29 protein-coding genes and 1 other annotated feature are annotated in these 26574 nt (G+C 52.6%); of the genes, 21 read left to right on the top strand and 8 right to left on the bottom strand.

Translation table 11 applies throughout. The features are described from left to right. Positions 1-25: 25 nt before the first annotated feature. Positions 26-1087, bottom strand: coding sequence for an NAD(P)/FAD-dependent oxidoreductase (locus WN59_RS10870; protein ID WP_046517096.1), 1062 nt, complete (start codon positions 1085-1087; stop codon positions 26-28). A 101-nt stretch (positions 1088-1188) separates the two neighbouring features. On the opposite strand from WN59_RS10870, the gene WN59_RS10865 reads away from it, so the two are divergent. The 6 genes from WN59_RS10865 to WN59_RS10840 all read left to right on the top strand — a co-directional run bounded on the left by WN59_RS10865 (position 1189) and on the right by WN59_RS10840 (position 5457). Then, on the top strand, positions 1189-1452 hold the full coding sequence (locus tag WN59_RS10865; RefSeq protein WP_046517093.1) for a YuzB family protein: 264 nt from the start codon (positions 1189-1191) through the stop codon (positions 1450-1452). Positions 1453-1496: 44 nt separating this feature from the next. Next, positions 1497-1853, top strand: a complete 357-nt coding sequence (locus WN59_RS10860) for a HesB/IscA family protein (protein ID WP_046517092.1) — start codon at positions 1497-1499, stop codon at positions 1851-1853. 131 nt (positions 1854-1984) lie between these two features. Next, positions 1985-3196, top strand: coding sequence for an NAD(P)/FAD-dependent oxidoreductase (locus WN59_RS10855; protein WP_046517090.1), 1212 nt, complete (start codon positions 1985-1987; stop codon positions 3194-3196). A gap of 70 nt (positions 3197-3266) precedes the next feature. Next, on the top strand, positions 3267-3584 hold the full coding sequence (locus WN59_RS10850; protein ID WP_082099265.1) for a YuiB family protein: 318 nt from the start codon (positions 3267-3269) through the stop codon (positions 3582-3584). A 12-nt stretch (positions 3585-3596) separates the two neighbouring features. Further along, a complete protein-coding gene (locus WN59_RS10845) occupies positions 3597-5084 on the top strand; it encodes a leucyl aminopeptidase family protein (protein WP_046517088.1) in 1488 nt (495 codons plus the stop codon). Then, positions 5077-5457: a PaaI family thioesterase gene (locus WN59_RS10840; protein WP_046517305.1), complete on the top strand. Its 381-nt coding sequence runs from the start codon at positions 5077-5079 to the stop codon at positions 5455-5457. The genes WN59_RS10845 and WN59_RS10840 overlap by 8 nt, the downstream gene beginning before the upstream one ends. An 85-nt stretch (positions 5458-5542) precedes the next feature. Here WN59_RS10840 and mnhG read toward each other — a convergent pair whose 3' ends face one another. The 7 genes from mnhG to WN59_RS10805 are packed head-to-tail and all read right to left on the bottom strand — an operon-like array spanning position 5543 to position 11399. Beyond that, positions 5543-5956 carry a monovalent cation/H(+) antiporter subunit G gene (gene mnhG, locus WN59_RS10835; protein WP_231577220.1) on the bottom strand — a complete coding sequence of 138 codons (414 nt, stop codon included), beginning with the start codon at positions 5954-5956 and terminating at the stop codon, positions 5543-5545. Beyond that, positions 5949-6248, bottom strand: coding sequence for a Na(+)/H(+) antiporter subunit F1 (locus WN59_RS10830; protein ID WP_017547981.1), 300 nt, complete (start codon positions 6246-6248; stop codon positions 5949-5951). Before WN59_RS10830 ends, mnhG begins: the two co-directional genes overlap by 8 nt. Further along, positions 6245-6724: a Na+/H+ antiporter subunit E gene (locus tag WN59_RS10825; RefSeq protein ID WP_017547982.1), complete on the bottom strand. Its 480-nt coding sequence runs from the start codon at positions 6722-6724 to the stop codon at positions 6245-6247. The genes WN59_RS10830 and WN59_RS10825 overlap by 4 nt, the downstream gene beginning before the upstream one ends. Continuing rightward, complete coding sequence (locus tag WN59_RS10820; protein WP_046517083.1) at positions 6725-8218, bottom strand: Na+/H+ antiporter subunit D; 1494 nt, start codon at positions 8216-8218, stop codon at positions 6725-6727. Next, positions 8208-8549 carry a Na(+)/H(+) antiporter subunit C gene (locus WN59_RS10815; protein ID WP_017547984.1) on the bottom strand — a complete coding sequence of 114 codons (342 nt, stop codon included), beginning with the start codon at positions 8547-8549 and terminating at the stop codon, positions 8208-8210. The genes WN59_RS10820 and WN59_RS10815 overlap by 11 nt, the downstream gene beginning before the upstream one ends. Next, positions 8549-9016 (bottom strand): Na(+)/H(+) antiporter subunit B, encoded by a 468-nt coding sequence (locus WN59_RS10810; RefSeq protein WP_046517080.1) that lies wholly within the window; start codon positions 9014-9016, stop codon positions 8549-8551. Before WN59_RS10810 ends, WN59_RS10815 begins: the two co-directional genes overlap by 1 nt. Continuing rightward, on the bottom strand, positions 8985-11399 hold the full coding sequence (locus tag WN59_RS10805; RefSeq protein ID WP_046517078.1) for a Na+/H+ antiporter subunit A: 2415 nt from the start codon (positions 11397-11399) through the stop codon (positions 8985-8987). The genes WN59_RS10810 and WN59_RS10805 overlap by 32 nt, the downstream gene beginning before the upstream one ends. Positions 11400-11603: 204 nt before the next feature. On the opposite strand from WN59_RS10805, the gene WN59_RS10800 reads away from it, so the two are divergent. The 15 genes from WN59_RS10800 to WN59_RS10730 all read left to right on the top strand — a co-directional run bounded on the left by WN59_RS10800 (position 11604) and on the right by WN59_RS10730 (position 26564). Beyond that, the gene (locus WN59_RS10800) at positions 11604-12191 is read left to right on the top strand and encodes a peptidylprolyl isomerase (RefSeq protein ID WP_046517076.1); all 588 of its coding nucleotides are present in this window, start codon (positions 11604-11606) and stop codon (positions 12189-12191) included. A gap of 259 nt (positions 12192-12450) precedes the next feature. Further along, positions 12451-12654: a hypothetical protein gene (locus tag WN59_RS10795; RefSeq protein ID WP_046517074.1), complete on the top strand. Its 204-nt coding sequence runs from the start codon at positions 12451-12453 to the stop codon at positions 12652-12654. Further along, positions 12623-12910 (top strand): DUF1871 family protein, encoded by a 288-nt coding sequence (locus tag WN59_RS10790; protein WP_082099263.1) that lies wholly within the window; start codon positions 12623-12625, stop codon positions 12908-12910. Before WN59_RS10795 ends, WN59_RS10790 begins: the two co-directional genes overlap by 32 nt. A 140-nt stretch (positions 12911-13050) precedes the next feature. Next, entirely contained in the window at positions 13051-13431 is a 381-nt protein-coding gene (gene ygs / locus WN59_RS10785; RefSeq protein ID WP_046517072.1) for a S1 domain-containing post-transcriptional regulator Ygs, read from the top strand. 343 nt (positions 13432-13774) lie between these two features. Then, the gene (pruA, locus tag WN59_RS10780) at positions 13775-15316 is read left to right on the top strand and encodes an L-glutamate gamma-semialdehyde dehydrogenase (RefSeq protein ID WP_046517070.1); all 1542 of its coding nucleotides are present in this window, start codon (positions 13775-13777) and stop codon (positions 15314-15316) included. Positions 15317-15389: 73 nt separating this feature from the next. Then, on the top strand, positions 15390-16583 hold the full coding sequence (locus WN59_RS10775) for an ornithine--oxo-acid transaminase (protein WP_046517068.1): 1194 nt from the start codon (positions 15390-15392) through the stop codon (positions 16581-16583). 70 nt (positions 16584-16653) lie between these two features. Next, positions 16654-17898: a Glu/Leu/Phe/Val family dehydrogenase gene (locus tag WN59_RS10770; protein ID WP_046517066.1), complete on the top strand. Its 1245-nt coding sequence runs from the start codon at positions 16654-16656 to the stop codon at positions 17896-17898. Between the two features lie 299 nt (positions 17899-18197). Beyond that, positions 18198-19442, top strand: coding sequence for a Glu/Leu/Phe/Val family dehydrogenase (locus WN59_RS10765; RefSeq protein WP_046517064.1), 1245 nt, complete (start codon positions 18198-18200; stop codon positions 19440-19442). A gap of 84 nt (positions 19443-19526) precedes the next feature. After that, positions 19527-19767, top strand: a binding site (T-box leader). A 294-nt stretch (positions 19768-20061) separates the two neighbouring features. After that, positions 20062-21126, top strand: a complete 1065-nt coding sequence (gene trpD / locus WN59_RS10760; protein WP_197073412.1) for an anthranilate phosphoribosyltransferase — start codon at positions 20062-20064, stop codon at positions 21124-21126. Continuing rightward, positions 21127-21891 carry an indole-3-glycerol phosphate synthase TrpC gene (gene trpC, locus WN59_RS10755; RefSeq protein ID WP_046517063.1) on the top strand — a complete coding sequence of 255 codons (765 nt, stop codon included), beginning with the start codon at positions 21127-21129 and terminating at the stop codon, positions 21889-21891. It begins immediately after the preceding gene. Continuing rightward, the gene (locus tag WN59_RS10750; RefSeq protein WP_046517061.1) at positions 21892-22515 is read left to right on the top strand and encodes a phosphoribosylanthranilate isomerase; all 624 of its coding nucleotides are present in this window, start codon (positions 21892-21894) and stop codon (positions 22513-22515) included. It begins immediately after the preceding gene. After that, the gene (gene trpB / locus WN59_RS10745; RefSeq protein ID WP_046517059.1) at positions 22499-23710 is read left to right on the top strand and encodes a tryptophan synthase subunit beta; all 1212 of its coding nucleotides are present in this window, start codon (positions 22499-22501) and stop codon (positions 23708-23710) included. Before WN59_RS10750 ends, trpB begins: the two co-directional genes overlap by 17 nt. Beyond that, the gene (gene trpA / locus WN59_RS10740) at positions 23703-24509 is read left to right on the top strand and encodes a tryptophan synthase subunit alpha (protein WP_046517057.1); all 807 of its coding nucleotides are present in this window, start codon (positions 23703-23705) and stop codon (positions 24507-24509) included. The genes trpB and trpA overlap by 8 nt, the downstream gene beginning before the upstream one ends. Before the next feature lie 54 nt (positions 24510-24563). After that, positions 24564-25886, top strand: a complete 1323-nt coding sequence (locus WN59_RS10735; RefSeq protein WP_046517055.1) for a glucose-6-phosphate isomerase — start codon at positions 24564-24566, stop codon at positions 25884-25886. A gap of 87 nt (positions 25887-25973) precedes the next feature. Beyond that, positions 25974-26564 (top strand): TVP38/TMEM64 family protein, encoded by a 591-nt coding sequence (locus WN59_RS10730; RefSeq protein WP_046517300.1) that lies wholly within the window; start codon positions 25974-25976, stop codon positions 26562-26564. Positions 26565-26574 lie beyond the last annotated feature (10 nt).

Raw genomic sequence — 26574 nt, 5'->3', positions numbered from 1 at the left:
CCCGGGCTCTTTTCTTTACGTGTCTTCAATTATTTCCGAGTTTATACATCCAGAGTACACCGCTCTTCAGCATGCGGGCAATGCGCCCCGTGACCGTGCGTTCCTTGAGGTAGGCGAAGCCTTCCTTGGAGCCGAGCGAGCCGAGTATGCCCTGCATCTTGATCTCGGGCATCTCTCCCGGCAGCTCCCTGCCTTTTAAGATATCATCGATCACTTCGGCGATCTGCTCGGCCTGGCCTTCCGCCACCTGGGCGGAAGGTGCATGCTCAAGTGCCGCACAGTCACCGACGACGTAGACATTACGATGGCCGGGTATCTGGTGATACTGGTTGAGCTCCACCCGGCCGCCGGGTCCGAAGTCGGCCGGCAGGTTCCGCACGACTTCTACAGGCTGCACGCCTGCAGTCCAGATGCACATGTCGACATCATGCGAATCATTGTTGTTGTAGACTTTGTCGGCTTCGACCTTGACGATGTTCGAGTTCGGTATGACTTCGACGTCATTTTCATCGAACCATCTTTTGACATAGGCGCTGAGGCGGGCGGGGTACATCGGCAGTATGCGTTCCCCGCGGTCGAAGAGTTTGATGCTGAGGTCACCCCGTGATTCACGGAGTTCACTTGCGATTTCTATGCCGCTCAATCCGGCGCCGACGATGCCGACTGTGGCATTCGGCTTGAGCTGGCCGATCTGTTCATATGTGGCGCGTGATTTCCTGAGTGTCTGGATGCTGAAAGTATGTTCGGCTGCGCCGGGCACGCCGTGGTATTTGTCTTCACAGCCGAGGCCGATGATGAGTTTGTCGTAGTCCAGGGAACCGTGTTCGAGAGTGACCCTGCCGGCTTCGATGTCGATTTCCCTGATCGTATCGAAAAGGACTTCGACCCTGTCATCATCAGGAAAGTCAACGCGGACTTTCTTTTCGCTTTTAGTACCTGCAGCGAGCGCATAGTACTCGGTTTTAAGTCCGTGATACGGGTTCATATCGACGAGGGTGATGCTGTAGTCGGATGGCAATTTTGGAAGCATGCGCTGGATGAAGCGCATGTTACCGTAGCCGCCGCCGAGGCAAACTATTTTCTTCATATCAGTACCGCCTTGTTTAGAAATTCTCTTATATACAGTATAATAGTTAAATCCTTAAACTACAATGGAAGTTGTAATAATGCGTACGGGAGGTGACCGCAATGCTTACACTTGTTGAATTCTGCTCTTCGAATATGCTGAAGGGGACCGGGGAAGTATACCGGACACTCGAGGAGGATCCGGAGATCGATGTTCTGGATTACGGATGCCTGGGCCACTGCGGTCTTTGCAGCAAGGCATTCTTCGTCCTGGTGGAGGGCAAGATCGTCAGTGCCACGACACCTGAAAAACTGCTTGAGAAGATATACAGAAGAATAGATAAATTGAAGGTTGAACAGGAAGCATGGTTCGAAGATTTGAGTTAGGGGCCCGTGTTGATATATAATAAACTAAATGGAGGATTGATATTATGGCAATTGAATTGACTGAAAGCGCAGCGTACGAAGTCAAGGACATGCTCAAACAGAATGATATGCCGGATGGATTCCTCAGGTTCAAAGTCCAGGGCGGCGGATGCACAGGACTGACTTACGGCATGGCGGCTGAGACAGAAAAACAGGAACGCGATGAGGAATACGAATTCCACGGCGTCAGGGTCCTTGTTGATAAATATGATCTGCCGGTAATCGACGGCACTGTGATCGGCTTCAAGCAGTCCCTCATGGGCGGCGGTTTTACGATTGATAATCCGAAGGCATCACTCTCATGCGGCTGTGGTTCATCATTCCGTACGAAAGAGGTTGCGGGACAGCCCGAGGATTGTTAATTATTCATCTTAAATGGCTTGAAATATGTGAAGAAAATCGCTAATATTAGTAGTGACTAATATTAGCGATTTTTAAGTATGGCGTAAAAATCACTAAACCACTATTAATTGGAGAGAAAAGGTGACATATAATGAGTTTTGAGCGAAAGAAAATCCTCGTGCTTGGTGCAGGATATGCAGGCCTTCAGGCAGTTTCCAAATTGCAGAAATCACTGGGCCACCAGGATGCGGACATCACACTCATCAACAAGAATGAATACCACTACGAAGCGACATGGCTCCATGAAACAGCAGCCGGAACAATCGACTGGGAAGACGGTGTATACCCGATCAGCAAAGTCGTGGATGCGTCAAAAGTCAAGTTCATCCCTGCAGAAGTGACGGCGATACACAAAGATGAAAAACGTGTGGAAACGAACCAGGGCGATTTCGATTACGACATCCTCGTCACCGCACTCGGTTTCGAGAGTGAGACGTTCGGCATCGACGGCATGGCTGAACATGCACATTCCATCGTCAGCCCGCAGACTGCGCTTGCTGCGCGCCATGAAATCGAAAAGAACTTTGCCAACTACAGGAACTCAGGAGCGGACAAGGATATTTCCATCCTTGTCGGCGGCGCCGGATTCACCGGTGTCGAATTCCTCGGAGAGCTTGTGGAGAGCGTTCCCGTGCTGTGTGAGAAATACGGCATCGATTACAGCAAAGTGAAGATCACGTGTGTGGAAGCAGCTCCGTCCATGCTGCCGATGTTCCCTGAAGACCTGACTGACTATGCGGTCAAGTATCTTGAGGACCGCGGCGCCAAATTCATGATCGGTACGCCGATCGTGGCCGCAAACGAAGACGGCTTCGTCGTCAAGATCGATGACAAGGAACAGCAGCTGGAGGCGAGCAGTGTAATCTGGACTGCCGGCGTGCGCGGCAGCAGCCTGATGGAAGAGTCATTCGACGGCGTAAAACGCGGACGCATCATCGTGAAACCGGACCTTACGATCGAAGGCCATGAAGACATCTACGCAATCGGGGATGTTTCAGCAGTGATGAACGGCGAAGGCGATGACGCACGTCCATATCCGACAACTGCGCAGATTGCCATGCAGGCCGGCGAACATGTGGCGAAGAACATCGAGCTTACGCTCAAAGGAGATAAGAAAGAACCATTCAAGTACGATGATAAAGGTACTGTATGCTCCCTTGGTTCCAAAGACGGCATCGGCATCGTCATGGGCCGCGAGATCAAAGGGAAGAAGGCAGCCTTCATGAAACGCGTCATCGATACACGGGCCGTCTTCAAGATCGGCGGACCGATGCTTGCTTACTCCAAAGGTAAATTCCTGTAATTCAATTGATAAGATCGGCATGGGTATTGATTCAATGCCCATGCCTTTTTAATATGGAGGCAACAGATTTATGTCAATAGTTCAACTGGTAATATCCATGCTTCTGTTCTTTGTCCTGTTCTACGGCATCAGCTTTTTATTGAACATGATCCTGAAAGTGACATGGCTCATGGTCGGGGTCTATCCATTCATCGTACTTCTGATTGTAGATGGGATTTCGACGGCGGAATATTTTACAGATACAAAAGAGGCATTCAATACACTGGGCTCAAAACTTGCGAACCTGTACACTGCAGACATACTCATGCTCTCGGGCGGGCTTGTCGGCACGATACTGGCAGGGATGACGATACGCTATCTGCGCAAGGCCGGGTACCAGATGTTCTAAGGGGGAAAAACCATGAAATTCGACTACCGTGAAAGCTACGGGGCAACGAGCGCACCGCTCATCATCGGCCTGCCGGAAAATTTCAGGCAGATGGACAACTTCGAGGAGGTGGATACACTGCTGAACGGCCTGACGGACAAGATCGTCGAGCAGAAAGTCCTGTCGCCGGAAGCCGGAAAGATCACTGCGACGGGCATGATGATCCAGACGGACTACCGCAAAGTGATCGCCCTCGGACTCGGACAGACGGACAGTCTGGATCAGCCGGCCGTCCAGGAGCTCTTCGGGAAGCTGTTCCAATACCTGCAGGATACGGATACAAGGGAAGGGCAGCTGCTGCTCGATACAATTCCGTATGACAAGACGCTCCTTGCGGAAGCGATCGGACTCATGTCCGTTGTCAGCGTCTATGAATTCGAGTCGTACAGGGCGGACCGGGAGGGTTCTTTCTCTGACGGCACCGGGCTCCTGATTACAGGTGCCTCGGATATAAAAAGATCGGTGGAGCGCGGGGAGGAGATCGGACGCGGCATAGCGATGGCGCGGAGTTTCAGTGAAACCCCGCCGAACATCATGACGCCTGGACATATGGCGGACAAGGTGGCGGAGATTTTCAGAGACCGCAAGTACGTCTCAGGCAGCGTGAAGGACGACGAGGCGCTTGCCGGGGAGGGCTACGGCCTGATCACCGCAGTGGGCAAGGCTTCAAAAGCCGCGCCGCGGCTCGTGACCATCGAGTACAGGCATCCATCTGCGGAAGCCAGAAAGCCTGTGGCGCTGGTCGGCAAAGGGGTCACTTATGACACCGGCGGCTATTCCATCAAGAGCAAGACGGGCATGCCGGAGATGAAGTATGACATGAGCGGCGCTGCGAACGTCGTCGGCATGATGCATGCGATAAGCGCGCTCGAGCTGCCGGTCCATGTAGTCGGCGTGATTGCCCTGGCTGAAAATATGATCGACGGCAACGGCATGCGCCCGGATGATGTATATACGTCATACAGCGGCGCCACCGTCGAAGTGAAGAATACCGATGCAGAAGGGCGCCTCGTCCTCGCGGATGCGGTATTCCATGCGTCGCAGTATTCACCGGGTCTGATCATGGACTTCGCCACTCTCACAGGGGCGGTCGTAGCGGCACTCGGCACAGAGCGTACCGGCATTTTCACCAATAAAAAACCCGGTTTCCTCGAGCCCTTCTTTGAAATCGCGAAAAGGACCGGCGAGGAGATCTGGCAGCTGCCGATCACGGAGATCGAAGAGAAGAATGTGAAATCATCGGCCATCGCCGACCTCACGAACCATGTGGAGCAGCCGGGGAGGGCATCATTCGCGGCATGTTTCATCAAGCAGTTCACGAACGGCACCCCGTGGGTCCACTTTGACATCGCAGGCACGGGGACGGTGTCAAAACGCACGCCCTACGGCCCGAAAGGGGCGACGGGCGTCATGATCCATTCGATCGTGAAATACCTGGAAACGGGTGATGTCCATGAATGACATGAAAGGGCTCATCGATGTGCTCGGCATTCGTATCGTGCGTGAGGAAGCGGGAGTGATGGTCATGGAGATGCCGGTGACAGAGAAGGTTCTGCAGCCGTACGGATATCTCCACGGCGGCGCCAGCGTCGTGCTGGCGGAATCGGCGGCCAGCCTCGGCGCCGCCCGCCAGATTGCGGACGATGAGATCACCTTCGGCATGGAAATCAACGCCAATCACCTAAAAACCAAGCAGGACGGTGTGATTACAGCCACAGCCGCATGCAGGCACAAAGGCCGCTCTTCCCAGATATGGGAAATCGAACTTGCGGATGAAACGGGCGACCTGGTATGCCTGTCAAGATGTACGATGGCGGTAAAGAAAAAGAGATGATTCTGTACAGACGTGAAGGGCGCCCGGTAGGGACCCTTCTTTTTTGCATGAAAATATCCCCGATCCAACTGGACCGGGGATGTTCTCATTTTTCAGGTTCTCTGTTTTCAAGGTCGGGTCTGCGTTTGCCTTCAATGATCACGCGTTCCCCGTGGTTGCCGTCCGGCGCACCTGTTTCATCACGTTTCAGCTCGTTCAATATCGTCAGCTGATAAGGTTCCACATCCGCGTGGAAGGCACTCCTTGCGAGAAGGTGTGCAGCCACAGGGGCGGTGATGAAGATGAAGACGACAGCAAGCACAAGCTCTGTATCCACATAGCTTTCCACATACCAGAAGTAGAGGAAGGTGCCGGTCATCATCATCATGACGCCGAGTGTCGAGCTCTTGGATGCGGCATGAAGCCTTGTATACATATCCGGCAGGCGGATGAGACCGATGGCGGCGACAAAGCCGAAGAATGCACCGCCGAGTATGAAGAATGCGATAATGCTACTCATCACTATTTCTATCATATTGGATGATCACGCCTTTCTCCAGGAATTTTGCGAAAGCGATTGTGGCAATGAAGGCAAGAATGCCGATGAGCAGTACCACGACAAGCAGATGGGTCGTACCGAGCATCATCGCCGTCAGGGCAATCATGGCCATTAGCAATACCCCGAATGCATCGAGTGCCACAAGTTTGTCATGCAGCGTCGGACCTTTCAGCATGCGGTAGACCATGCCGAGCATGGCGAACGCCAGGACGATGACAGAGAATATGATGACGACATCAAGGAATGTATTCATGGTTTCGCCACCTCTTTGATTTCATTTTCAAATGCAGATTTTATATTTTGGATCTCTTCTTCCGCACTTTTCATATCGACGCCGTGTATATAGATCGTCGAGTGGTCATCTGATATCGCCACAACAACGGTCCCCGGTGTAAGGGTGATGAGGGATGACAGCAGGACGACTTCCCAGTCTTCCTCAAGATCACATGGATAGGCGTAGAAACCGGGATGGACATCGATCTTCGGGCTCAGCACGATTTTGACCACATCGATGTTCGCCTTCACCATTTCGATGATGAAGATGAAGAACAGTCTGACGATGCGCCAGACACGTCTGAGGTAGAAGGAGCCCGGGAGGAACCTGCGCAGCAGGAATACTGCGGCAAGTCCCATGATATAACCTGTGGTGAAGGATGCTACGCTGAATTCAGAACCCATGAACATCCACAGTACGGCAAGGAGCAGGTTGATCAGTATTTGTAATGGCATCTATTCCACCTCCGTTAAATAGCTGGCATAAGATGCCGGATCATGGAATGATGATGCCGCCATCTCAAAGAATGGATAGAGGAGATCCGCTGCAAGGCCGAAGGCGACGGATACGATGACAAGCCCGATGGAAGCGAACAGAAGCTTGTCCGTCTTGATCGGCTTCAGTGTACTGAAGTCCATCTCCCCCCTCCAGAATACGTTCATGAATATCCGGACGACGGATATGAGTACTGCAAGGCTTGAAACAAGCACGATGATACCGGCCACGTAATGGTCGTTGTCGAAAGTGGACTGGACGATGAAGAATTTGCCGTAGAATCCGGACAAAGGTGGTACGCCGGCAAGGGCGAACCCTGCGACCAGGAACATCCAGCCTGTGACCGGGTGCTTTCTGATCAGGCCGCCGAGGTGTTCGGAGTCGGCCTTGCCCGTCCGGTATATGATGAAGCCGACAAGCATGAACAGTGCGGCTTTGATGATCATATCATGTATAAGGTAGTACATTGCTCCGATCGTGCCGATTTCATCCATCATCGAGAAGCCGACAATGATGACGCCGACAGCAATCAGTATGTTGTATATGATTATCTTTTTCATATCCGTATAGGCAAGCGCCCCGATTGAACCCATTATGATGGTGAGAAGTGCCATAAGCAGAAGTGCCTGATGGGTAAAAGCCTGGTTTTCAATGAAGAAAAGGCTGTATGTCCTGGCAATCGCGTAGACGCCGACTTTGGTCAAAAGTGCACCGAACAGTGCGATAATCGGCATCGGGGGCGCATAATATGAACCCGGGAGCCAGAAGAACAGCGGGAAAAGTCCGGCTTTCGTAGCAAATACGAACAGGAAGACGACAGCAAGGACCGTCATGATTACCATGTTGCCATCATAATCTTCGAGCTTCAGGTAGATATCCGCCATGTTGAGTGAGCCTGTCACGGAATAGAGATAGGCGAGACCGAGAACGAAGAAGTTCGAAGAAATAAGATTGACCAGCAGGTATTTGAACCCTTCCTGAAGCTGTACTCTGGTCCCGCCCATCGTAATCAGTACATAGGATGCAAGCAGGAAGACCTCAAAGAATACGAACATGTTGAATATGTCTCCGGTCGAGAAAGCGCCATTGACGCCGGCGATCATGAACAGCACCATGGGATAGTAGAAGTACTTCTCCCGTTCGATGCCGATCGACTGGAACGAATAGACCACGATCAGGAATGCAATGATCGAGGTGGTCAGAAGGAGCAGTGCTGCCGCCATGTCGATGACGACACTGATTCCGAATGGTGCCATCCAGTCACCCAGAAACGTCACGATCGTCCCGTTCCGGTAGATGGATATGACCAGCCAGACGGCTGAAAGCATCATAAGGAGTCCTGAAATTCCTGAGACAACTCTGTGCCAGACTGGACGCTTTCCCATGAATAACATGATGATCCCGGCGAAAAAGGGGATCATTATAGGTAATAGGGGCAGTATGTTAGTCGTCATGTGGAACTCCTTTCATTTCTTCTACATTATCTGTACCAAGCTCTCTGTACATCCTTAACGCAAGTACGAGAATGTAGGACGTAAGTGCAAAAGCGATGACGATCGCCGTCAGGATCAGCGCCTGGGGCAGGGGATCGGTGTATGAGGATACCTCTGGGTCGAGGACGGGGACGTTCCCCTGTTTTAGCCGTCCCATCGTCAGGAGCATCAGATGGACTCCGTGTGACAGCAGTGCTGTGCCGATGATGATCCTGATTATACTTTTTGAGAGCATCATGTATACCGATGAACCGATTAGTATACCGCTCAGTATGATGGTTATCAGTTCCATCAATCGTCCTCCTCTGCAATGAGTTTGATGATGAGGAGCGCTGTCCCTGCAACTGTCAGGAACACTCCGACATCGAAGATCACTGCGGAGTGCAGTGCCACTTCACCAAACACCGGCACAGTGATGTATGTGTGCTGGTGTGTGAAGAACGGTGTGCCGAACAGAAATGAAAGAGTCGGCAGGCCGGCCGCAATGACAAGGCCGGTCGCAATCAGGATCCTGAAATCGATCGGCAGCATTTTCTCAACCGTTTTTTGATCAAAGGCGATCAGAAGGAGGATGATGGCCGCTGCTGCCAGCAGGCCACCGACAAAGCCGCCGCCCGGAGTATAGTGACCCGCAAAAAACAATTTGAAGGCGAACAGGATGATGATGAAGAAGATCACTTTGGAAGTGAACTGCAGGAAGACATCATGGACCTGTTTCTGTACCTTGCTATACCCTGCTTTCTTCAGAGTGCTCTTCATTGTCTTCATCCTTTCTGGTTAGTTTCAGTTTCATCAATGTGTAAATGCCGATGCCGGCGATGCCGAACACAAGTGTCTCAAACAATGTATCAAAACCACGGAAGTCGACAAGTATGACGTTGACCATGTTGCCGCCTGCAGCGAGTTCATACACATTCTCGATGTGGAATTCGCTGATCGGTTCGAATACCCTTCCGGAGAAGGCGGAGATGCCGAACAGGATGACGAGGATCCCGACTCCTGCCGAAACGATGAAGTTTGTGAACTTGAACCGCATGCGTTCTTCGTGCCTGCTCTTCTTGGGAAGATGATAGAAGCAGACCAGGAAAAGGGCTGTCGTCACCGTTTCTATCGCAAGCTGCGTCAGGGCAAGGTCAGGTGCCCTGAAGAATACAAAGAAGAGTGCCATCGAGAAACCGATGGACCCGAGCATTATGATGGACACCATGCGCGAGCGCGTTATGAGGATGACTGCTGTTGCAATGAGTATTATGAGGCTTATGATGACTTCCTGTATGCCTACAGGTGCAAAGCCGCTGAAGTCCATATTGAAGCCTGAATTCATGAGCGTTATGATGCCCATCACGATGAAGAATCCGAATATATAGACCAGATAGTTGCGGAGATAGCCTGTCATATAGCCGTCGGTGATCTTCTGCGAGCCGATGCGGCTGTACAGGAGTCCCTGGTCGTAAAGGTAATTGAGTGTAAATGCTTCTTTATGATAGTTGTAGATGAACATCCATCTGTCCCTGAAATAGAACATGACAGAACCGATGATGACAACGGCTACTGTCGCCCAGAGTGCAGGGTTGGCAAAACCGTGCCACATCGCAAGATGTGTGCCGAGCGGTTCGGCGCTGTCCATGATGCCCATGGCTGCCGGATCGATGATCGTCGCCGACAGCATGTTCGGGAACAGTCCGAAGACGATGACGAGCAGCGACAGGATCGCCGGAGAAATCAGCATCAGCACAGGAGACTCGTGCGGTTCCTTCGGCGTATCGTGTGTACGCTTACCGAGGAAGATGCCGTAGACGATCAGTATTGAATAGATGAATGTGAAAATGCTTCCGACAACCGCAACAAGCGGAATGAGGAAGTCCACGCTCGCCATGGCTCCGAAGTCGGCTTCCAGTACGGTGATCATGGCTTCCAGGAACAGTTCCTTGGTAAGGAAGCCGTTGAATGGCGGCAGGCCGGCCATCGACAGTGCCGTAATGACTGTCAGGGTGAACGAAACCGGCATGATGGTGAGGAGGCCGCCGAGGCGTTTCATGCTCCTTGTGCCGGTTTCATGGTCGACGATGCCGGTGATCATGAACAGTGCACCTTTGAATGTTGCATGGTTGATCGTATGGAACACCGCTGCAACGACAGCCACTGTGAACAGTTCATCATTTGCGCCTGTCGCGAGGCTCAGTGCCCCGAGTCCGAGAAGACTCATGATGAGGCCGAGCTGTGAAACGGTGGAGAATGCGAGTATCGCTTTAAGATCATCTTTCTTGATGGCATTGAAGGATGCCCAGGCCATCGTGAACAGGCCGACGATAAGGATTGTCCATACCCAGAGGTTTGAAAAGGCAAACAGCGGGGTAAAACGTGCGACAAGATAGATTCCCGCCTTGACCATCGTGGCGGAGTGCAGATATGCACTGACCGGAGTCGGTGCCTCCATGGCATCCGGGAGCCAGATGTAGAATGGGAACTGTGCGGATTTAGTGAATGCGCCGAACAGGATGAGTACGATTGCGAATGGTGCAAGCGGACTTTCCTGGATCTGCGGCAGGGCTTCGATCATCCCCCTGATGCTGAAAGTTCCTGTGATCAGGTAGAGGGTGATGAATCCGCCGAGCATGAGGAAGCCGCCGAACATCGTGATGATCATCGACTTCAGTGCACCGTACAGCGAGCGGTCACGGGTGGACCAGAATGCGATGAGCAGGAAACTGGAGATTGATGTCAGTTCCCAGAAAAGATAGAGCATGATTACGTTGTCATTGAGCACGATGCCGAGCATCGCGGTCATGAACATGAGCAGAAAGACGTAGAAGTTACCGAGGTTCTCCTTTTCGGAGAGGTAACCGATTGAATATAGGACGACGAGCGCCCCGATTCCTGATATCAGTATGGCGAACAGCAGTCCGAGACCATCTATGTAAACATCGAAATTCATACCGATTCTCGGCATGAACTGCATTGTTTCATGTATCACCTGTCCATTCATCACCCGGGGGATCAGAGTAAACAGATAGATGACAATCAGGAGTGGTACAGGCAGGACGAACCAGCCCAGGTGGATACGTCTGTAATACCTGTAGAGCGTGCCGATGAGAACGGCGGCAATGACAGGCAGCAGAATCGCCAGATGTATTAACGTCACTGTGTGACCTCCTTCGTCGTTGTACAAATTTTTGCACATTATATAGTAAATTATACATGAAACATCAGGTTAAATAAATGTATAGGGTTTGAAAATAAATAAAATCACTGTATAGTATAAATAGGAATAAAAGGAATTGGCGTCACAAAATTTTCATATTTTTATTCATAAAATTGAAACGTTTGAAACTTTAGGAGGATTAGAATGGCATTCCCACAGTTGAACAATGAAGTGCAGGAAAATGAAGTGAAGGCGGTCATCCATACAAACCACGGAGACGTAACCGTCAAACTCTTTAAGGATATCGCCCCGAAAACAGTGGAAAACTTCACGACACACGCGAAAAACGGCTACTATGACGGCCAGATTTTCCATCGCATCATCAAAGATTTCATGATCCAGGGCGGCGACCCGACAGGAACAGGAATGGGCGGAGAAAGCATCTACGGCGGCTCGTTCGAAGATGAATTCTCCACAGAGGCATTCAACCTCTACGGTGCGCTCTCAATGGCGAACGCAGGACCGGGAACAAACGGCAGCCAGTTCTTCATCGTACAGCTGAAAGAAGTGCCTTCCCAGATGCTGTCGCAGCTCGAAGGGGCCGGCTACCCGTCGGAAATCATCGATGCGTATACCGAGCATGGCGGCACACCGTGGCTCGACCAGCGCCACACGGTTTTCGGCCATGTCATTGACGGCATGGACATCGTCGAGAAGATCGCAGATGTTGAAACAGGCGCACAGGATCGCCCTGTCGAAGATGTAGTCATCGAAAACATCGAAGTGAAGTAATGGATGAATAGTTTGACCATGGGCAGAGCCGGGAGGTTCTGCCTTTTTTATGCTGGCCGTGCGGATTTTCAGGTTTTCCGGACACGGCGGGAGCTGCGGTGTCCGCCAAAAGCACATGCGGCCTGTAATCTCCACTGCACATTTCTTCCGGGATTTCAACAATTAAGGCTGAAACGCTCACAAAATAGTCATTAATAGGATGAGACACGGCGGGATATTCTTTGTTATAATCTATTGAGATAAAGGTGAGTGATTAACTATGATGGAGTTTCTTTATTTCCCGGAAGATAAGACTGAATATATCCCGGCTTTCCTGACGCTGGCCATCTGTATCCTGCTGGCCTATATCGTATTCCGCCTGGTCAAAAAATATTCCAGGAAGCAGGAAGAGAAGATGAAGGCGTTTGAACAGCAGGTGCTGAAACAGCTGGATGAGAAAGACCATGATGAGTCCCGAAGGTAATGTCGAGCTGTACAGGCTCCTTGGAGGATGGTGTCCTGCGGCCGCCGGTATGCCCGACGGGGAGGATTTCGACTTTGACAGTGAAATCTACGACAGCATGGATGTGATTTTCAGGCACAGGGAAGATGTGGAAAAAGCGAGCGCCGGAGTACAGGATGTGTTCCGCTTTTCATTTGAAAAGACGGTGCCTCTCGGGGAAATCAGACCCGTTGTAATTGAAGCTTTTGAAATCATCGAACTTTATAAAGAACCGTGACGCAGGCAGTGCTCCCGTAATGAAGTGCTGGACTGCGTTTTTAATATGCCGCATCCCCCGCCGATGATTAGATAATCGTTATTCAATATGATAAAATAATCATTGCGTATGTACTACCGAAAGTAAGCGGGGTAATATAAGTGGCAAAAAATTATCGGAAAGGCCAGTTCGTCAAAGTGAAAGTGACTGGCATCCAGCCGTATGGCGCTTTTGTCAAAACCCCTGATAATCAAGAAGGACTCATTCATATTTCGGAAGTGATGAACGATTATGTCCATGATGTAAACCAGTTTCTGTCGAAGGGCCAGATTGTAAAAGCGAAGATTTTGAGCGTGGACAAGCATGGCAAACTGAACCTTACATTGAAGGAGAATGAATACTTCAAAAGCGAGGAAAGGAAACGGGACAGGCGGTCTGTTTTGGAACAGATCCGGGAGACGGAGAAATATGGATTCGAATCCATCAGACAAAAGATGCCGGAATGGATTGAAGAGGCAAAGAAATACCTTAAGGATAAGTGATGAGGCCTCCCATTTTAAAACACGGCTTGAACATAAAAAGACTGCAGCATGAGCTGTGGTCTTTTTATGTTGGAAGTGTTCCGGAGCAGCTGAAACCGTTTTAACGGCATATTTTAAAACCGCTTACATAAATTTTTATGAATAGTGTTTTCATCATCCGGATATGGAAAGGTTAATGCAGTAATGAAATATATTCTGTCAATTGAATAGATATTAAACTGTATGAATAGGTTTACAATGCCTGTCATTCTGCGCTGTGCTGCAGTTATCAAAAGGGTTGAAAAAGTCTGATAAAACGTTCATTATAATCTATAGATCCAATACTTTAAGGAGGTTATCTGTAATGATACCGTACAAACACGAACCGTTTACGGACTTTTCCATTGAGGAAAACCGGACAAAGCTTCAAGAGGGATTAAAGACAGTGAAATCTTATCTGGGCAAGGACTATCCCCTGATCATCGGCGGCGAACGCATCATGACCGATGAAAAGAAAGAGTCATATAACCCGGCTGAAAAGACGGAGACGATCGGACACATGTCCCAGGCCGGCCAAGAACATGCCCAGCAGGCGATGGATGTTGCCCTTGAGACATTCGAATCCTGGAGGAAATCCACATTCGAGTTCCGGTCCGACGTTCTGTTCAAAGCAGCGGCGATCATCCGTAAGCGCAAGTTTGAATTTACAGCCCTCCTTGTCAAGGAAGCCGGCAAACCGTGGAAAGAGGCGGATGCGGATACGGCGGAAGCCATCGACTTCCTTGAGTATTACGGACGGAACAACCTCAAGATCAAAGACGGCGACCACGTCGAATCCCGCCCGGGCGAATACAACCAGTTCCACTACATACCGCTCGGTGTCGGACTTGTCATCTCTCCATGGAACTTCGCTTTCGCCATCATGGCGGGCACGACGGCTGCTGCACTCGTCACAGGGAATACTGTGCTGCTCAAACCGTCTTCCCGCACACCGGTCGTGGCATACAAGTTCATGGAAGTGCTGGAAGAGGCGGGAATGCCAAAAGGAGCGGTGAACTTCATTCCGGGCTCAAGCCGTGACATCGGCGACTATCTGGTGGAACATAAAGATACGCGATTCGTTTCCTTCACGGGTTCACGCGATGTGGGCACACGCATCTATGAAAAAGCTGCCATCGTCCAGGACGGCCAGACGCATCTCAAACGTGTCATCGCAGAAATGGGCGGCAAGGACACCATCGTCGTCGATTCCGATGCCGATCTGGAACTTGCGGCGGAAGCAATCACCTATTCCGCTTTCGGGTTCAGCGGCCAGAAATGTTCTGCATGCTCCCGTGTAATCGCACTCGAGGATATCCACGATGAACTGCTTGCCAAAGTGGTCGAGAAGACGAAGCAGCTCAAAGTGGGCAACCCGGAAGCAGATGTCAATGTCGGACCGGTCATCGATGATGCGTCCCTTGAGAAAATCCAGAAGTACATCGAAATCGGCAAGTCGGAAGGTAAGCTTGAAACCGGCGGGACGACGGAGAATGACACTGGGCATTTTGTACATCCGACGATCTTCTCAGGTCTCAGACATGATGACCGCATCATGCAGGAAGAAGTTTTCGGACCAGTCGTCGGTTTTGCGACGGCGAAGGACTTCGATCAGGCAATCGAATATGCCAACGCGACGGACTACGGTCTGACGGGTGCTGTCATTACACAGAACCGCGAACACATCGAACAGGCCCGCCGCGATTTCATGGTCGGCAACCTGTACTTCAACCGCGGCTGTACAGCAGCGATTGTCGGCTACCAGCCGTTCGGCGGCTTCAAGATGTCCGGTACGGACTCAAAAGCCGGCGGTCCGGATTACCTGACTCTGCATATGCAGGGTAAAACATCTTCAGAACAGATGTAGGGACAGAAATCATAAAATATTATCAGGACAGCGGGAGGTCTCAGCCTGCTGTCTTTTTGGAAAGGGTGTCATTATGACAAAATCACAGGAAATCATTGAACAGACAAACCAATACGGAGCACCGAACTACAATCCGCTGCCAATCGTCATCTCGGAAGCGGAAGGCGTATGGGTGAAAGATCCGGAGGGCAACAAATACCTCGATATGCTGAGTGCCTACTCGGCGGTGAACCAGGGGCACAGGCATCCGAAGATCATCCAGGCGCTCAAAGATCAGGCGGACAAACTTACACTGACGTCCCGCGCGTTCCACTCGGACCGTCTCGGCCCATGGTATGAAAAGATATGCAGACTGGCCGGCAAAGAGATGGCCCTGCCGATGAATACCGGTGCCGAAGCCGTGGAAACGGCCATCAAGGCAGTGCGCCGCTGGGCGTATGATGTCAAAGGCGTGGCGGAAGACAAAGCGGAGATCATCGCGATGAACCAGAACTTCCACGGCCGTACACTGGCTGCCGTCTCCCTGTCATCCGAAGCGGAATACCGCCGCGGCTACGGCCCGCTGCTTGAGGGCATCAAGCTCGTGGACTTCGGTGATATCGAGCAGATCAAGGCACAGATCAATGACAATACAGCGGCCGTCCTCCTGGAGCCGATCCAGGGCGAGGCCGGCATCAACATTCCGCCGGAAGGCTTCCTGAAAGAAGTGCGCGACCTGTGTGATGAGCACAACGTGCTGTTCGTGGCGGATGAAATCCAGGCAGGACTCGGCCGCTCCGGCAAACTGTTCGCGACGGACTGGGATAATGTCAAGCCGGACGTCTACATCCTCGGCAAGGCACTCGGCGGCGGGGTGTTCCCGATTTCAGCCGTCGTTGCCGACAGGGAAGTGCTTGAAGTGTTCAATCCGGGCTCCCACGGTTCCACGTTCGGCGGCAACCCGCTGGCCTGCGCCGTATCGGAAGCGGCGCTTGATGTCATGATCGACGAGAATCTGGTGGAGCGCTCCAACGAACTGGGCGAATACTTCAAGGCGGAACTAAAGAAGATCGACAACCAGGCCATCAAGGAAATCCGCGGCCGCGGCCTGTTCATCGGTGTGGAGCTGGCGGAGCCGGCGCGTCCGTACTGTGAAGAGCTGAAAGAACTCGGCATCCTCTGCAAGGAGACGCACGAAACGGTCATCCGCTTTGCCCCGCCGCTCGTCATTTCAAAAGAAGACCTCGACTGGGCGCTTGAAAAAGTGAAGTCAGTGCTGTCCAAATAACGCTTTAAAAAAAGATTTAGTATGATACAATGAAGTTGAAAACAGTTTCATAAAAAGAGGCGGATAAAAAATGTCAGAGAAATCAAATCTTATCACTTCTACACAGGCGATCATTCATGAAGCCCTGGACAAACTCGGCTTCGATGAGGGCATGTATGAACTCATCAAAGAACCGATGCGTCTGTTGACCGTACGTATCCCTGTACGTATGGATGACGGTTCTGTAAAAGTGTTCACGGGATACCGGGCGCAGCATAATGATGCGGTCGGGCCGACCAAAGGCGGTGTACGTTTCCATCCTGATGTAAACGAGGAGGAAGTCGTTGCACTTTCCATGTGGATGACTTTGAAGGCGGGCATCGTCGATCTCCCTTACGGCGGAGGCAAAGGCGGAATCGTTTGTGACCCGCGTGAGATGAGCATAGAGGAAGTAGAACGTCTGAGCCGCGGCTACGTCCGTGCAATCTCCCAGATTGTCGGACCGACCAAGGATATACCGGCGCCGGATGTGTTCACGAACTCACAGATCATGGCGTGGATGATGGATGAGTACAGCATGATTGACGAATTCAACTCTCCGGGGTTCATTACAGGTAAACCGCTCGTGCTGGGCGGCTCCCAGGGGCGCGACCGTGCAACAGCGATGGGTGTTGTCCTGTGTCTCGAGCAGGCGATGGAAAAACGCAGTATGAAGATGGAGGATGTCCGCATCGTAATACAAGGATTCGGAAATGCAGGAAGTTTCCTGTCCAAGATCCTTTCGGACAAAGGTGCCAAAATCGTAGGAATTTCAGATGCGAACGGGGCGCTGCATGATCCGAACGGGCTCGACATCGACTACCTGCTGGACCGTCGTGACAGCTTTGGCATGGTGACCAACCTGTTCGATGATGTCCTGAGCAACCATGAACTGTTTGAGATCGACTGTGACATCCTGATTCCGGCAGCAATTGCCAACCAGATTACAGAAGAGAACGCAAATGATATCAAAGCGGATATCATCTGTGAGGCGGCAAACGGACCTACTACGAAAGAAGCGACAAAAATCCTCACCGATAACGGAAAGCTCATCGTTCCCGATGTGCTTGCATCCGCAGGCGGTGTGACAGTGTCCTACTTCGAGTGGGTACAGAACAACCAGGGCTACTACTGGGATGAGGACGAAGTCAACGAGAAACTTCAGCTCAAACTCAGAAAAGCCTTCGATGAGATCTATGACCTCCATGACAAGCGCCAGATTGATATGCGCCTTGCAGCATACATCATCGGCATCAAGCGTACAGCAGAAGCGGCCAGATACAGAGGCTGGGCATAAAATAAGAATTCGCGACCCGGAAATCCGACGGATTTCCGGGTTTTTCATATTGTCTAAAGTCTAACGGCCGTCTCCATCAGAACGAGACGTACGTTGGATCCAATTACATCCCGCCCCGTGCTTTTCTTGCATTATGCGAACTTTTGTATTATTATAAATATTTAAATTGCGAAAATTTTAACATGATACAACCAGGACAGGCTGATGTGGTTCCCTGCTCTGTACAGGGCGGGATCTTGCGGGCGGATTCACTTGATTATGCCGTGTCCGCGGAAAACTTATGACGGGTGGTAAAAATTATGGGGAAGACTTCGAATCTTATTTCATCAACACAATCTGTAATTCATGAAGCGCTGGATATGCTCGGCTTTGATGAGGGCATGTACGACCTGATCAAAGAACCTGAAAGGCTGCTCAAAGTGCGCATTCCGGTACATATGGATGACGGGTCTGTGAAGGTTTTTACAGGCTTCCGCGCCCAGCACAGTGATGCTGCGGGACCGACCAAAGGGGGCATCCGTTTCCACCCTGATGTGACGGAGGAGGAAGTGATCGCACTGTCGATGTGGATGACGCTGAAGGCCGGCATCGTCGGGCTTCCGTACGGCGGGGGCAAAGGCGGCGTCATCTGTAATCCGAAAGAGCTGAGCGACAAGGAACTGGAGGGCATCTCAAGGGGCTACGTCAGGGCGATTTCACAGATTGTGGGCCCGGCCAAGGACATTCCGGCGCCCGATGTCTATACGAATGCCCAGGTGATGGCCTGGATGATGGATGAGTACAGCGTGAAGCACTCCGATAACGCATTCGAATTCATCACCGGCAAGCCGATCGTGCTCGGCGGGTCCCAGGGACGCAACACCGCAACTGCGATGGGCGCGGTGATCTGTGTCGAACAGGCGCTTCTGAAGCGCGGCATCAAGATCGGGGATGCGCGTGTCGTGGTCCAGGGCTTCGGCAACGCTGGCAGCTTCATCTCCAAGATCCTCTACGACAAAGGGGCGAAGATCGTGGGTGTATCGAGGTCCACGCGTGCGCTCTATGATCCGAACGGCATCGATATCGACTATATCATCGAGCATAAGGACAAAGTGGATGTCGCGAAGGAACTGGACCTTGAAGTGGTGACGAATGAAGAACTGCTCGAACTTGAATGTGATATCCTGATTCCGGCGGCGATCGCCAACCAGATCACTGTGGAAAATGCAGGCCGCATCAGGGCGGATATCATCTGTGAGGCGGCGAATGGTCCGACGACCCAGGAGGCGACTGCCATCCTGACCGAAAACGGCAAGCTGATCGTGCCGGATGTGCTGGCATCCGCCGGCGGTGTGACCGTCTCGTACTTCGAATGGGTCCAGAATAAGCAGGGCTACTACTGGAACGATGAGGAAATACATGAACTCCTTGTCAGGAAGATGAAGGAGTCATTCGACGAAGTATACAGAGTCCATGACACCCGCCGTGTGGACATGCGCCTTGCTGCTTATGTGGTCGGCATCAAACGCACGGCCGAGGCGATCAGATACCGCCACTGGGCATAGAGTAATCCAACTTTTCTGAAAAAACTTTTATTTTAAGCTTGCATTATCTTTTTTCATGTATTAGTATAGGATTCAATCATTTGAATAACATGATTAGGAAGAGGAGTAGCATATCCTTATGTTCAAGAGAGCCGGTGGTCGGTGTGAACCGGTGCATGGGACATGTGAATGGACTTCCGCCAGAACCAGAAGCTGAAATTATTTTGAGATTAGGCTCTGGCGCCCGTCCCGCGTTACCGGGATTTGCAGCTGAAGTATAAGCTGCAGCCAGAGTGGACCGTTCAGTCGGTCAATAAAGGTGGTACCACGGCTCCCCGTCCTTTTCATAGAGACAGGGGAGCCTTTTTTTATCCGTGAGCAGCAGCGCAAAATTCATACAGATCCGTATTCCAGAACAAGTAGGTGCAGCGGGCATGTGACAGAGAGCCGGGGTGGTGGAAACCGGCACATGCAGCTGTTCTGAATGGGCCTGGGCTGACCATACGGATGCCGGCCGTACATTACACGGCGAGAGAGAATGCCCCGGCGGGCATTAACACGAGGTGGCACCGCGGTGATATCGTCCTCCACAGACAGAACGTCTGTGGGGGATTTTTTTATTCGGAAGGAGAAATGGACAATGAATACAAATCAGGCATTCAAATTACAGGTTGAAAAACGGAGCATACGCACGCATCTCATAAAACTGTCCGCACGTGAAAATCTGGAGTTCGAAGAGATGGCAGAGGCGATGGAGATCATACTGAACGACACCGTGAGCGACTCCGAAGTGGCGGCATTCCTCATGGCACTGAAGGCGAAGGGCGAGACGGTGGAGGAGATCGCCGCACTCGTCGAAGTGCTAAGGGAAAACGCACTGCCGATCAGACGCACGATGACAAACGTGATGGACAACTGCGGCACCGGCGGTGACGGCTCGCACAGCTTCAATATCTCAACAACATCGGCGTTCGTCCTTGCCGGGGCGAATGTGACAGTCGCAAAGCACGGCAACAGGAGCGTGACGAGCAGGACGGGCAGTTCGGATGTACTGTCCGAACTGGGTGTGGCACTCGATTTCGGGCCGGAGGACACGGATCTGATGCTCCAGGAGAACAACATCGCCTTCCTCTTTGCACCGCACGTGCATCCGAAGCTCCGTCAGATCATGAAGGTCAGACAGGACCTCAGGGTGCCGACGATCTTCAATCTCATCGGGCCGCTCATCAATCCGGTGGAGCTGGATCATCAGTTCCTCGGCATCTACGACCGCAGCCAGCTCGTGATGATGGCGACGGTAATGAAGCGTCTCGGACGCAAAAGGGCGGTCGTCATCAACGGCGCCGGCCATATGGACGAGGCGTCACTTGCCGGAGAGAACCATATGGCCCTGCTCGAGGGCGGAGCCATCTACGAAATGAAATTCACGCCGGAATCCGTCGGGCTCCCCACGTATCCCCTCGAGGAGATCGCCGGCGGGGACAGCCGGGAAAACGCGGAAATACTGAAAAACGTGCTCGAGGGCAGCGCGGCGCCCGCCCAGCGGGACACGGTACTGCTGAACGCCGGCCTCGGCATGTATGCAGCCGGTGCCGCAGACTCGATCGAGGCCGGCATCGCGCTTGCGAGGGAAAGCATCGAAACGGGCAACGCGCTGGCCAAGCTCAGGAACATGATCAGATATTCGGACGAAAGGGTGATATAGATGGGAACCATACTGGATGAAATCATCACACAGAAGAAAGCGGAGCTGGACAGCCTGCCGTCGGGGCCTCTTAAGGCGGACAGAGAGCCGGTTTCACTGGCGGAAATGATCAAGGATTCAAATACGATGGCGGTGATCTCCGAAGTGAAACGCGCCTCACCGTCAAAAGGGGATATCAACCAGAGTGTCAACCCGGCGGAGCAGGCGGCAAAATATGCTGGCGGGGGAGCGGACGCGATTTCGGTCCTGACGGATCAGAAATTCTTCTCCGGTACGATGGAGGACCTCGGACAGGTGAAACGGACCGTGGACGTACCGGTGCTCAACAAGGACTTCATCATCGATACGCGCCAGATCGACAACGCCTGCCGGCACGGCGCGGATGTCATCCTGCTCATCGTGGCGGCACTCGATGATGCAGCGCTCAAAGCCCTCTGCGGTCATGCAGAGTCGCTCGGTCTCGATGTGCTGGTCGAAGTCCACGACGAAGCGGAGATGGAACGTGCCCTCAGGATAGAACCGGAAATCATCGGCATCAACAACCGCGACCTGAAGACTTTCACGGTGGATATTGCGAACACGGAAAAATTGCTCGGGAAATACCGGGATTCCGGCCCCTTGTTCATAGCGGAGAGCGGCATCCGGACGCGGGAGGATGCGCTCAGGATGCAGTGTGCCGGCGCCAGAGGGCTGCTGGTGGGTGAGACGCTGATGACGGCGGATGACCCGGCTGGAAAGATAGAGGAACTCAAGGTGGAGTTATAGATGAAAGTGAAAATATGCGGTGTACAGACGGTGGAAGCGGCAAAAGCAGTCGAGGAGAGCGGCGCGGATATGATCGGATTTTTATTCGCCGACAGCCGCCGCCGGGTGACAGCCGGTGAAGCTGAGGAAATTGCCGGGGCACTGGGTTCAGGCATCAGAAGGGTCGGCGTGTTCGTGAATGCCGGCAAGGATGAAATCGATGAAGCCATCCGGCGCGCCGGGCTCGATTATGTCCAGCTGCACGGTGATGAGGATGGAGATTTTGCCAGGTCGCTCGACGCACGCGTCATCAAGGTGTTTTCACATGCATCACCCTGTACTTTCAGGGAAATGTTCAGCTTCCCGGCAGACTTCATCCTGATCGACAGCGGGAGTAAGAATACGCGCGGCGGCACCGGCAGAGCGTTCGACTGGTCGGCTCTTGACCACCCCGATATAGACAAAGGACGGCTGATACTCGCCGGCGGGCTCGATGCAGGCAACATCAGAGCGGCTTACAGCGAAGTCGGGCCGTATGCAGTGGATCTCTCAAGCGGTGCGGAGACGGACGGCACCAAGGACCCGGAAAAGATAAAGGATATCATGAATGAAGTGAGGAGTGTAAATGATGGAGAAGACTTATAGACAGCCGGATGCCCGCGGGCATTACGGGGAGTTCGGCGGCAGATATGTACCCGAGACTCTCATGAGCGCGGTGAAGGAGCTTGCGGCTGCATACAGCGAAGCGAAGGAGGACCAGGAATTCCAGCATGAACTGGAGTCGTACCTGAAGGACTATGTCGGCAGGGAGACGCCGCTTTACCTGGCCGAAAACCTGACAGAACGGTGCGGCGGTGCAAAGATCTATCTCAAGCGGGAGGACCTGAACCATACGGGCGCCCATAAGATCAACAATACGATCGGGCAGGCGCTGCTGGCCCGCCGCATGGGCAAGCGGAAGATCGTTGCCGAGACGGGCGCCGGCCAGCACGGCGTGGCGACCGCCACCGTATGTGCGCTGCTGGACCTGGATTGCGTGGTATTCATGGGGAAAGAGGACGTGAGGCGCCAGGAACTGAATGTCTTCCGCATGGAACTTTTGGGCGCCCGGGTCGTCAGCGTGGACCAGGGGCGCGGCACGCTGAAGGATGCGGTGAACGAGGCACTCCGCTACTGGGTGGCGAATGTCGATGACACCCACTACATTCTGGGCTCGGCGCTCGGCCCGCATCCGTTCCCGGAAATCGTGCGCGACCTGCAGTCGGTCATCGGCAGAGAGACGAAGCAGCAGATGGCGGACATTGAGGGCGGACTGCCCGATGCAGTCGTTGCATGCATCGGCGGCGGCAGCAATGCCATAGGCATGTTCCATCCGTTCATCGAAGAGGAGTCGGTAAGGATGGTCGGTGTCGAGGCATCCGGCCGCGGCATTGAGACGGGCGAGCATGCATCCTCGCTCACAAACGGCCACATCGGCATCCTCCACGGTGCAAAGATGCACCTGCTGCAGGATGAAGCGGGACAGATCCAGGAGGCCTATTCGATATCCGCGGGGCTCGATTACCCGGGGATAGGGCCGGAGCACAGCCATCTCGAATCGATTGGCCGTGCAGAATACGCACATGTCACCGATGAGGAGGCGCTCGGTGCCTTCAAAGTGCTGTCACGGACCGAGGGCATCATCCCGGCGCTTGAAAGTGCCCATGCCGTCGCCCATGCGCTGAAGATGGCACCGGATATGGAAAAGGGACAGAGCCTCGTCATCTGCCTGTCGGGCAGAGGGGACAAAGATGTTGCCGAAATCAAGGAACGGCTGAAGGGGGTCGGCGGAGATGAGTAAATTCAAGATAGAAGACACATTCAACAGACTGAAGGAAAAGGATGAAAAAGCCTTCATCGCCTATATCATGGCCGGTGACGGCGGGCTGTCTGATCTCGGGCGCCAGATAAGGGAACTCGAGTCGGCGGGCGTATCGATCGTGGAACTCGGCATTCCATTCTCGGACCCTGTGGCGGATGGTCCGGCGATCCAGGCGGCGGGCCGGCGTGCACTGGCCGAAGGCGTGACGCTTGAAGCGGTGCTTTCGGAACTTGCCCGCATAAAGGCAGAGATCGGCATTCCCGTCGTGATCATGTCATATGCGAATCCTGTGCTCAGGCTCGGAGCGGAGAAGTTTGCCGGCCTGGCGCATGAAGCGGGTGTCGCCGGTGTCATCCTTCCGGATGTCCCGTTCGAACAGGAGGGCGAATTCGGCGCGCCGCTTGCCAAGTACGACATCGCAAACATCCGCTTCGTCACACTGACGAGCAGCCGGGAGCGGATCCGGGAAGTGACGGAGACTGCGGAAGGCTTCGTCTACGCGGTGACGGTCAACGGCACAACAGGCGTCCGCGACGGTTTTGACGACTCCCTCTATGACCATCTGTCGCGCATCACCGAAGTGAGCAATGCACCTGTATGCGCGGGCTTCGGCATCAGCACACGGGACCAGGCGGAAAGGACCGGTGCGGCATGTGACGGTGTGATCGTCGGCAGCCGCATCGTCAACCTGCTGCATGAAGGGAAGGCGGATGAGATCAGCGGCATCATCCCGCAGAAAAGCGTGTTGAAAAAAGTGACGTCGAAAATATTTGATTAGTCATGCCCTTTTTATCTACAATATAGAAGATAGATAAACTATTTGGAGGATGCTATGACACACATCAAATTCGATTATAGTAATGTTTCAACATTTTTAAACGAAAAGGAACTGGACAACCTGAAGCCGTTCGTCTCAGCCGCCCACTCGCTGATCCATGAAGGCACCGGTGCAGGCAGCGACTACCTCGGCTGGGTCGATCTGCCAAAAAACCATGACAAAGAAGAGTTCTCCCGCGTGAGAAAAGCAGCGGATAAAATCAGGGGTGACTCCGATGTCCTGGTCGTAATCGGCATCGGCGGCTCCTATCTTGGAGCAAAGGCGGCAATTGAAATGATGGCGCCGGCGTTCGGCCCGAACGGGCCGGAAATCATCTTCGCCGGCCATCACCTGTCCAGCCATTACATGAATGAACTCAAAGACCATCTGAAGGACAAGGACTTCTCCATCAATGTCATCAGCAAATCCGGTACGACGACGGAGCCGGCCATCGCGTTCCGCGTATTCAAGAAGCTGCTCGGGGAAAAGTATGATGATCCCGCGGGCCGCATCTATGTCACGACAGACCGGGAAAAGGGGGCACTCAACACACTCGCCAAAGAGCAGGGATATGAAATGTTCGTCGTGCCCGACGATGTCGGCGGCAGATATTCCGTGCTGACCGCTGTCGGACTCCTGCCGATAGCCGCTTCAGGCATCGACATCAGCCAGATGATGGAGGGTGCGCGTGCGGCAATGGATGACCTGGCAAAAGAGGCACTCGAAGACAATCCGGCCTATCAGTATGCAGCGGTGCGGAACGCACTCCTTGCCAAAGGGTACGATGTCGAGATGCTCATCAACTATGACGAGCGGCTCAAGTATTTCGGCGAATGGTGGAAGCAGCTGTTCGGGGAAAGTGAAGGCAAGGACAATAAGGGCATCCTGCCCCACAGTGCAAACTTCACTACAGACCTGCATTCACTGGGCCAGTATATCCAGGAAGGCAGAAGGATGCTGATGGAGACGGTCATCGATGTAGAAACACCGCTGTCCGATCTGACGATCGAAGAGGAGGAAGCGGATCTTGACGGCCTCAACTACCTGGCGGGGATGACAGTCGATGCTGTCAACCACCAGGCGATGACGGGCACGATCCTTGCCCATGTGGACGGCGGAGTGCCGAACATGGTCGTGCAGATTCCGAAGATGGATGCCTATACGTTCGGCTATATGGTCTACTTCTTCGAGATCGCATGTGCACTGAGCGGTTATCTTCTCGGTGTCAACCCGTTCAACCAGCCGGGTGTGGAAGCATACAAGCAGAATATGTTCGCATTGCTCGGGAAATCCGGATATGAAGAATTGCGGGAGCAATTGAATGACAGACTCCGCTAAAAATTATATAATTGTATAGAACTTGAGGCTATATTACACTGTAATATAGCCTTTCTTAAATAGGACGGGGTTATTAATTTGGAAGCAATGTTTGAAAGACTGATGACGCAGGAAGGGCTTGAGCAGCTGTTCCAGGAAGTCGAACAGCTCGGACTCATCGTCGGGTTCCTGCTCGTGTTCATGGAATCATTCCTGCCGTTCCTGCCGCTGTTCATCATCGTGGTGGTCAATATAAATTCATACGGTTTCATACTGGGCTCCCTGTCAAGCTACTCCGGGACGGTACTCGGCAGCTATCTCGTGTTCCTGCTCATAAGGTATTTTTTCAGGAGGCCCGCACAGAAATATATCAGAAAGCACAAACGGCTCGAACAGCTGCTGTCGTTCATCGACCGGCGCGGTTTCGTGTTCCTGTTCGTACTGCTGGCACTGCCTTTTACACCGACATCGGTGATCAATGTCATTGCGGCTTTATCGAACCTTAAAAAAGTCGTATACTTATATATATTGCTTGCAGCAAAAGCGATCATGATATTGACGATGTCTCTGGTGGGATACGATGTCACATCATTCTTCAATTCCCCGCTGCGGCTTACGCTGTCAATCGCCGGCCTGGTGCTCATCTATTTCTTTTCGAAATGGTACCAGAAGTACATCAACAGAAAAATGGATAAATAGAGGTGTGGCA

The organism is Salinicoccus sediminis (genome assembly GCF_000986795.1).
In the GTDB taxonomy this organism is placed as follows: domain Bacteria; phylum Bacillota; class Bacilli; order Staphylococcales; family Salinicoccaceae; genus Salinicoccus; species Salinicoccus sediminis.
This window is presented reverse-complemented; position numbering and strand designations above follow the sequence as displayed.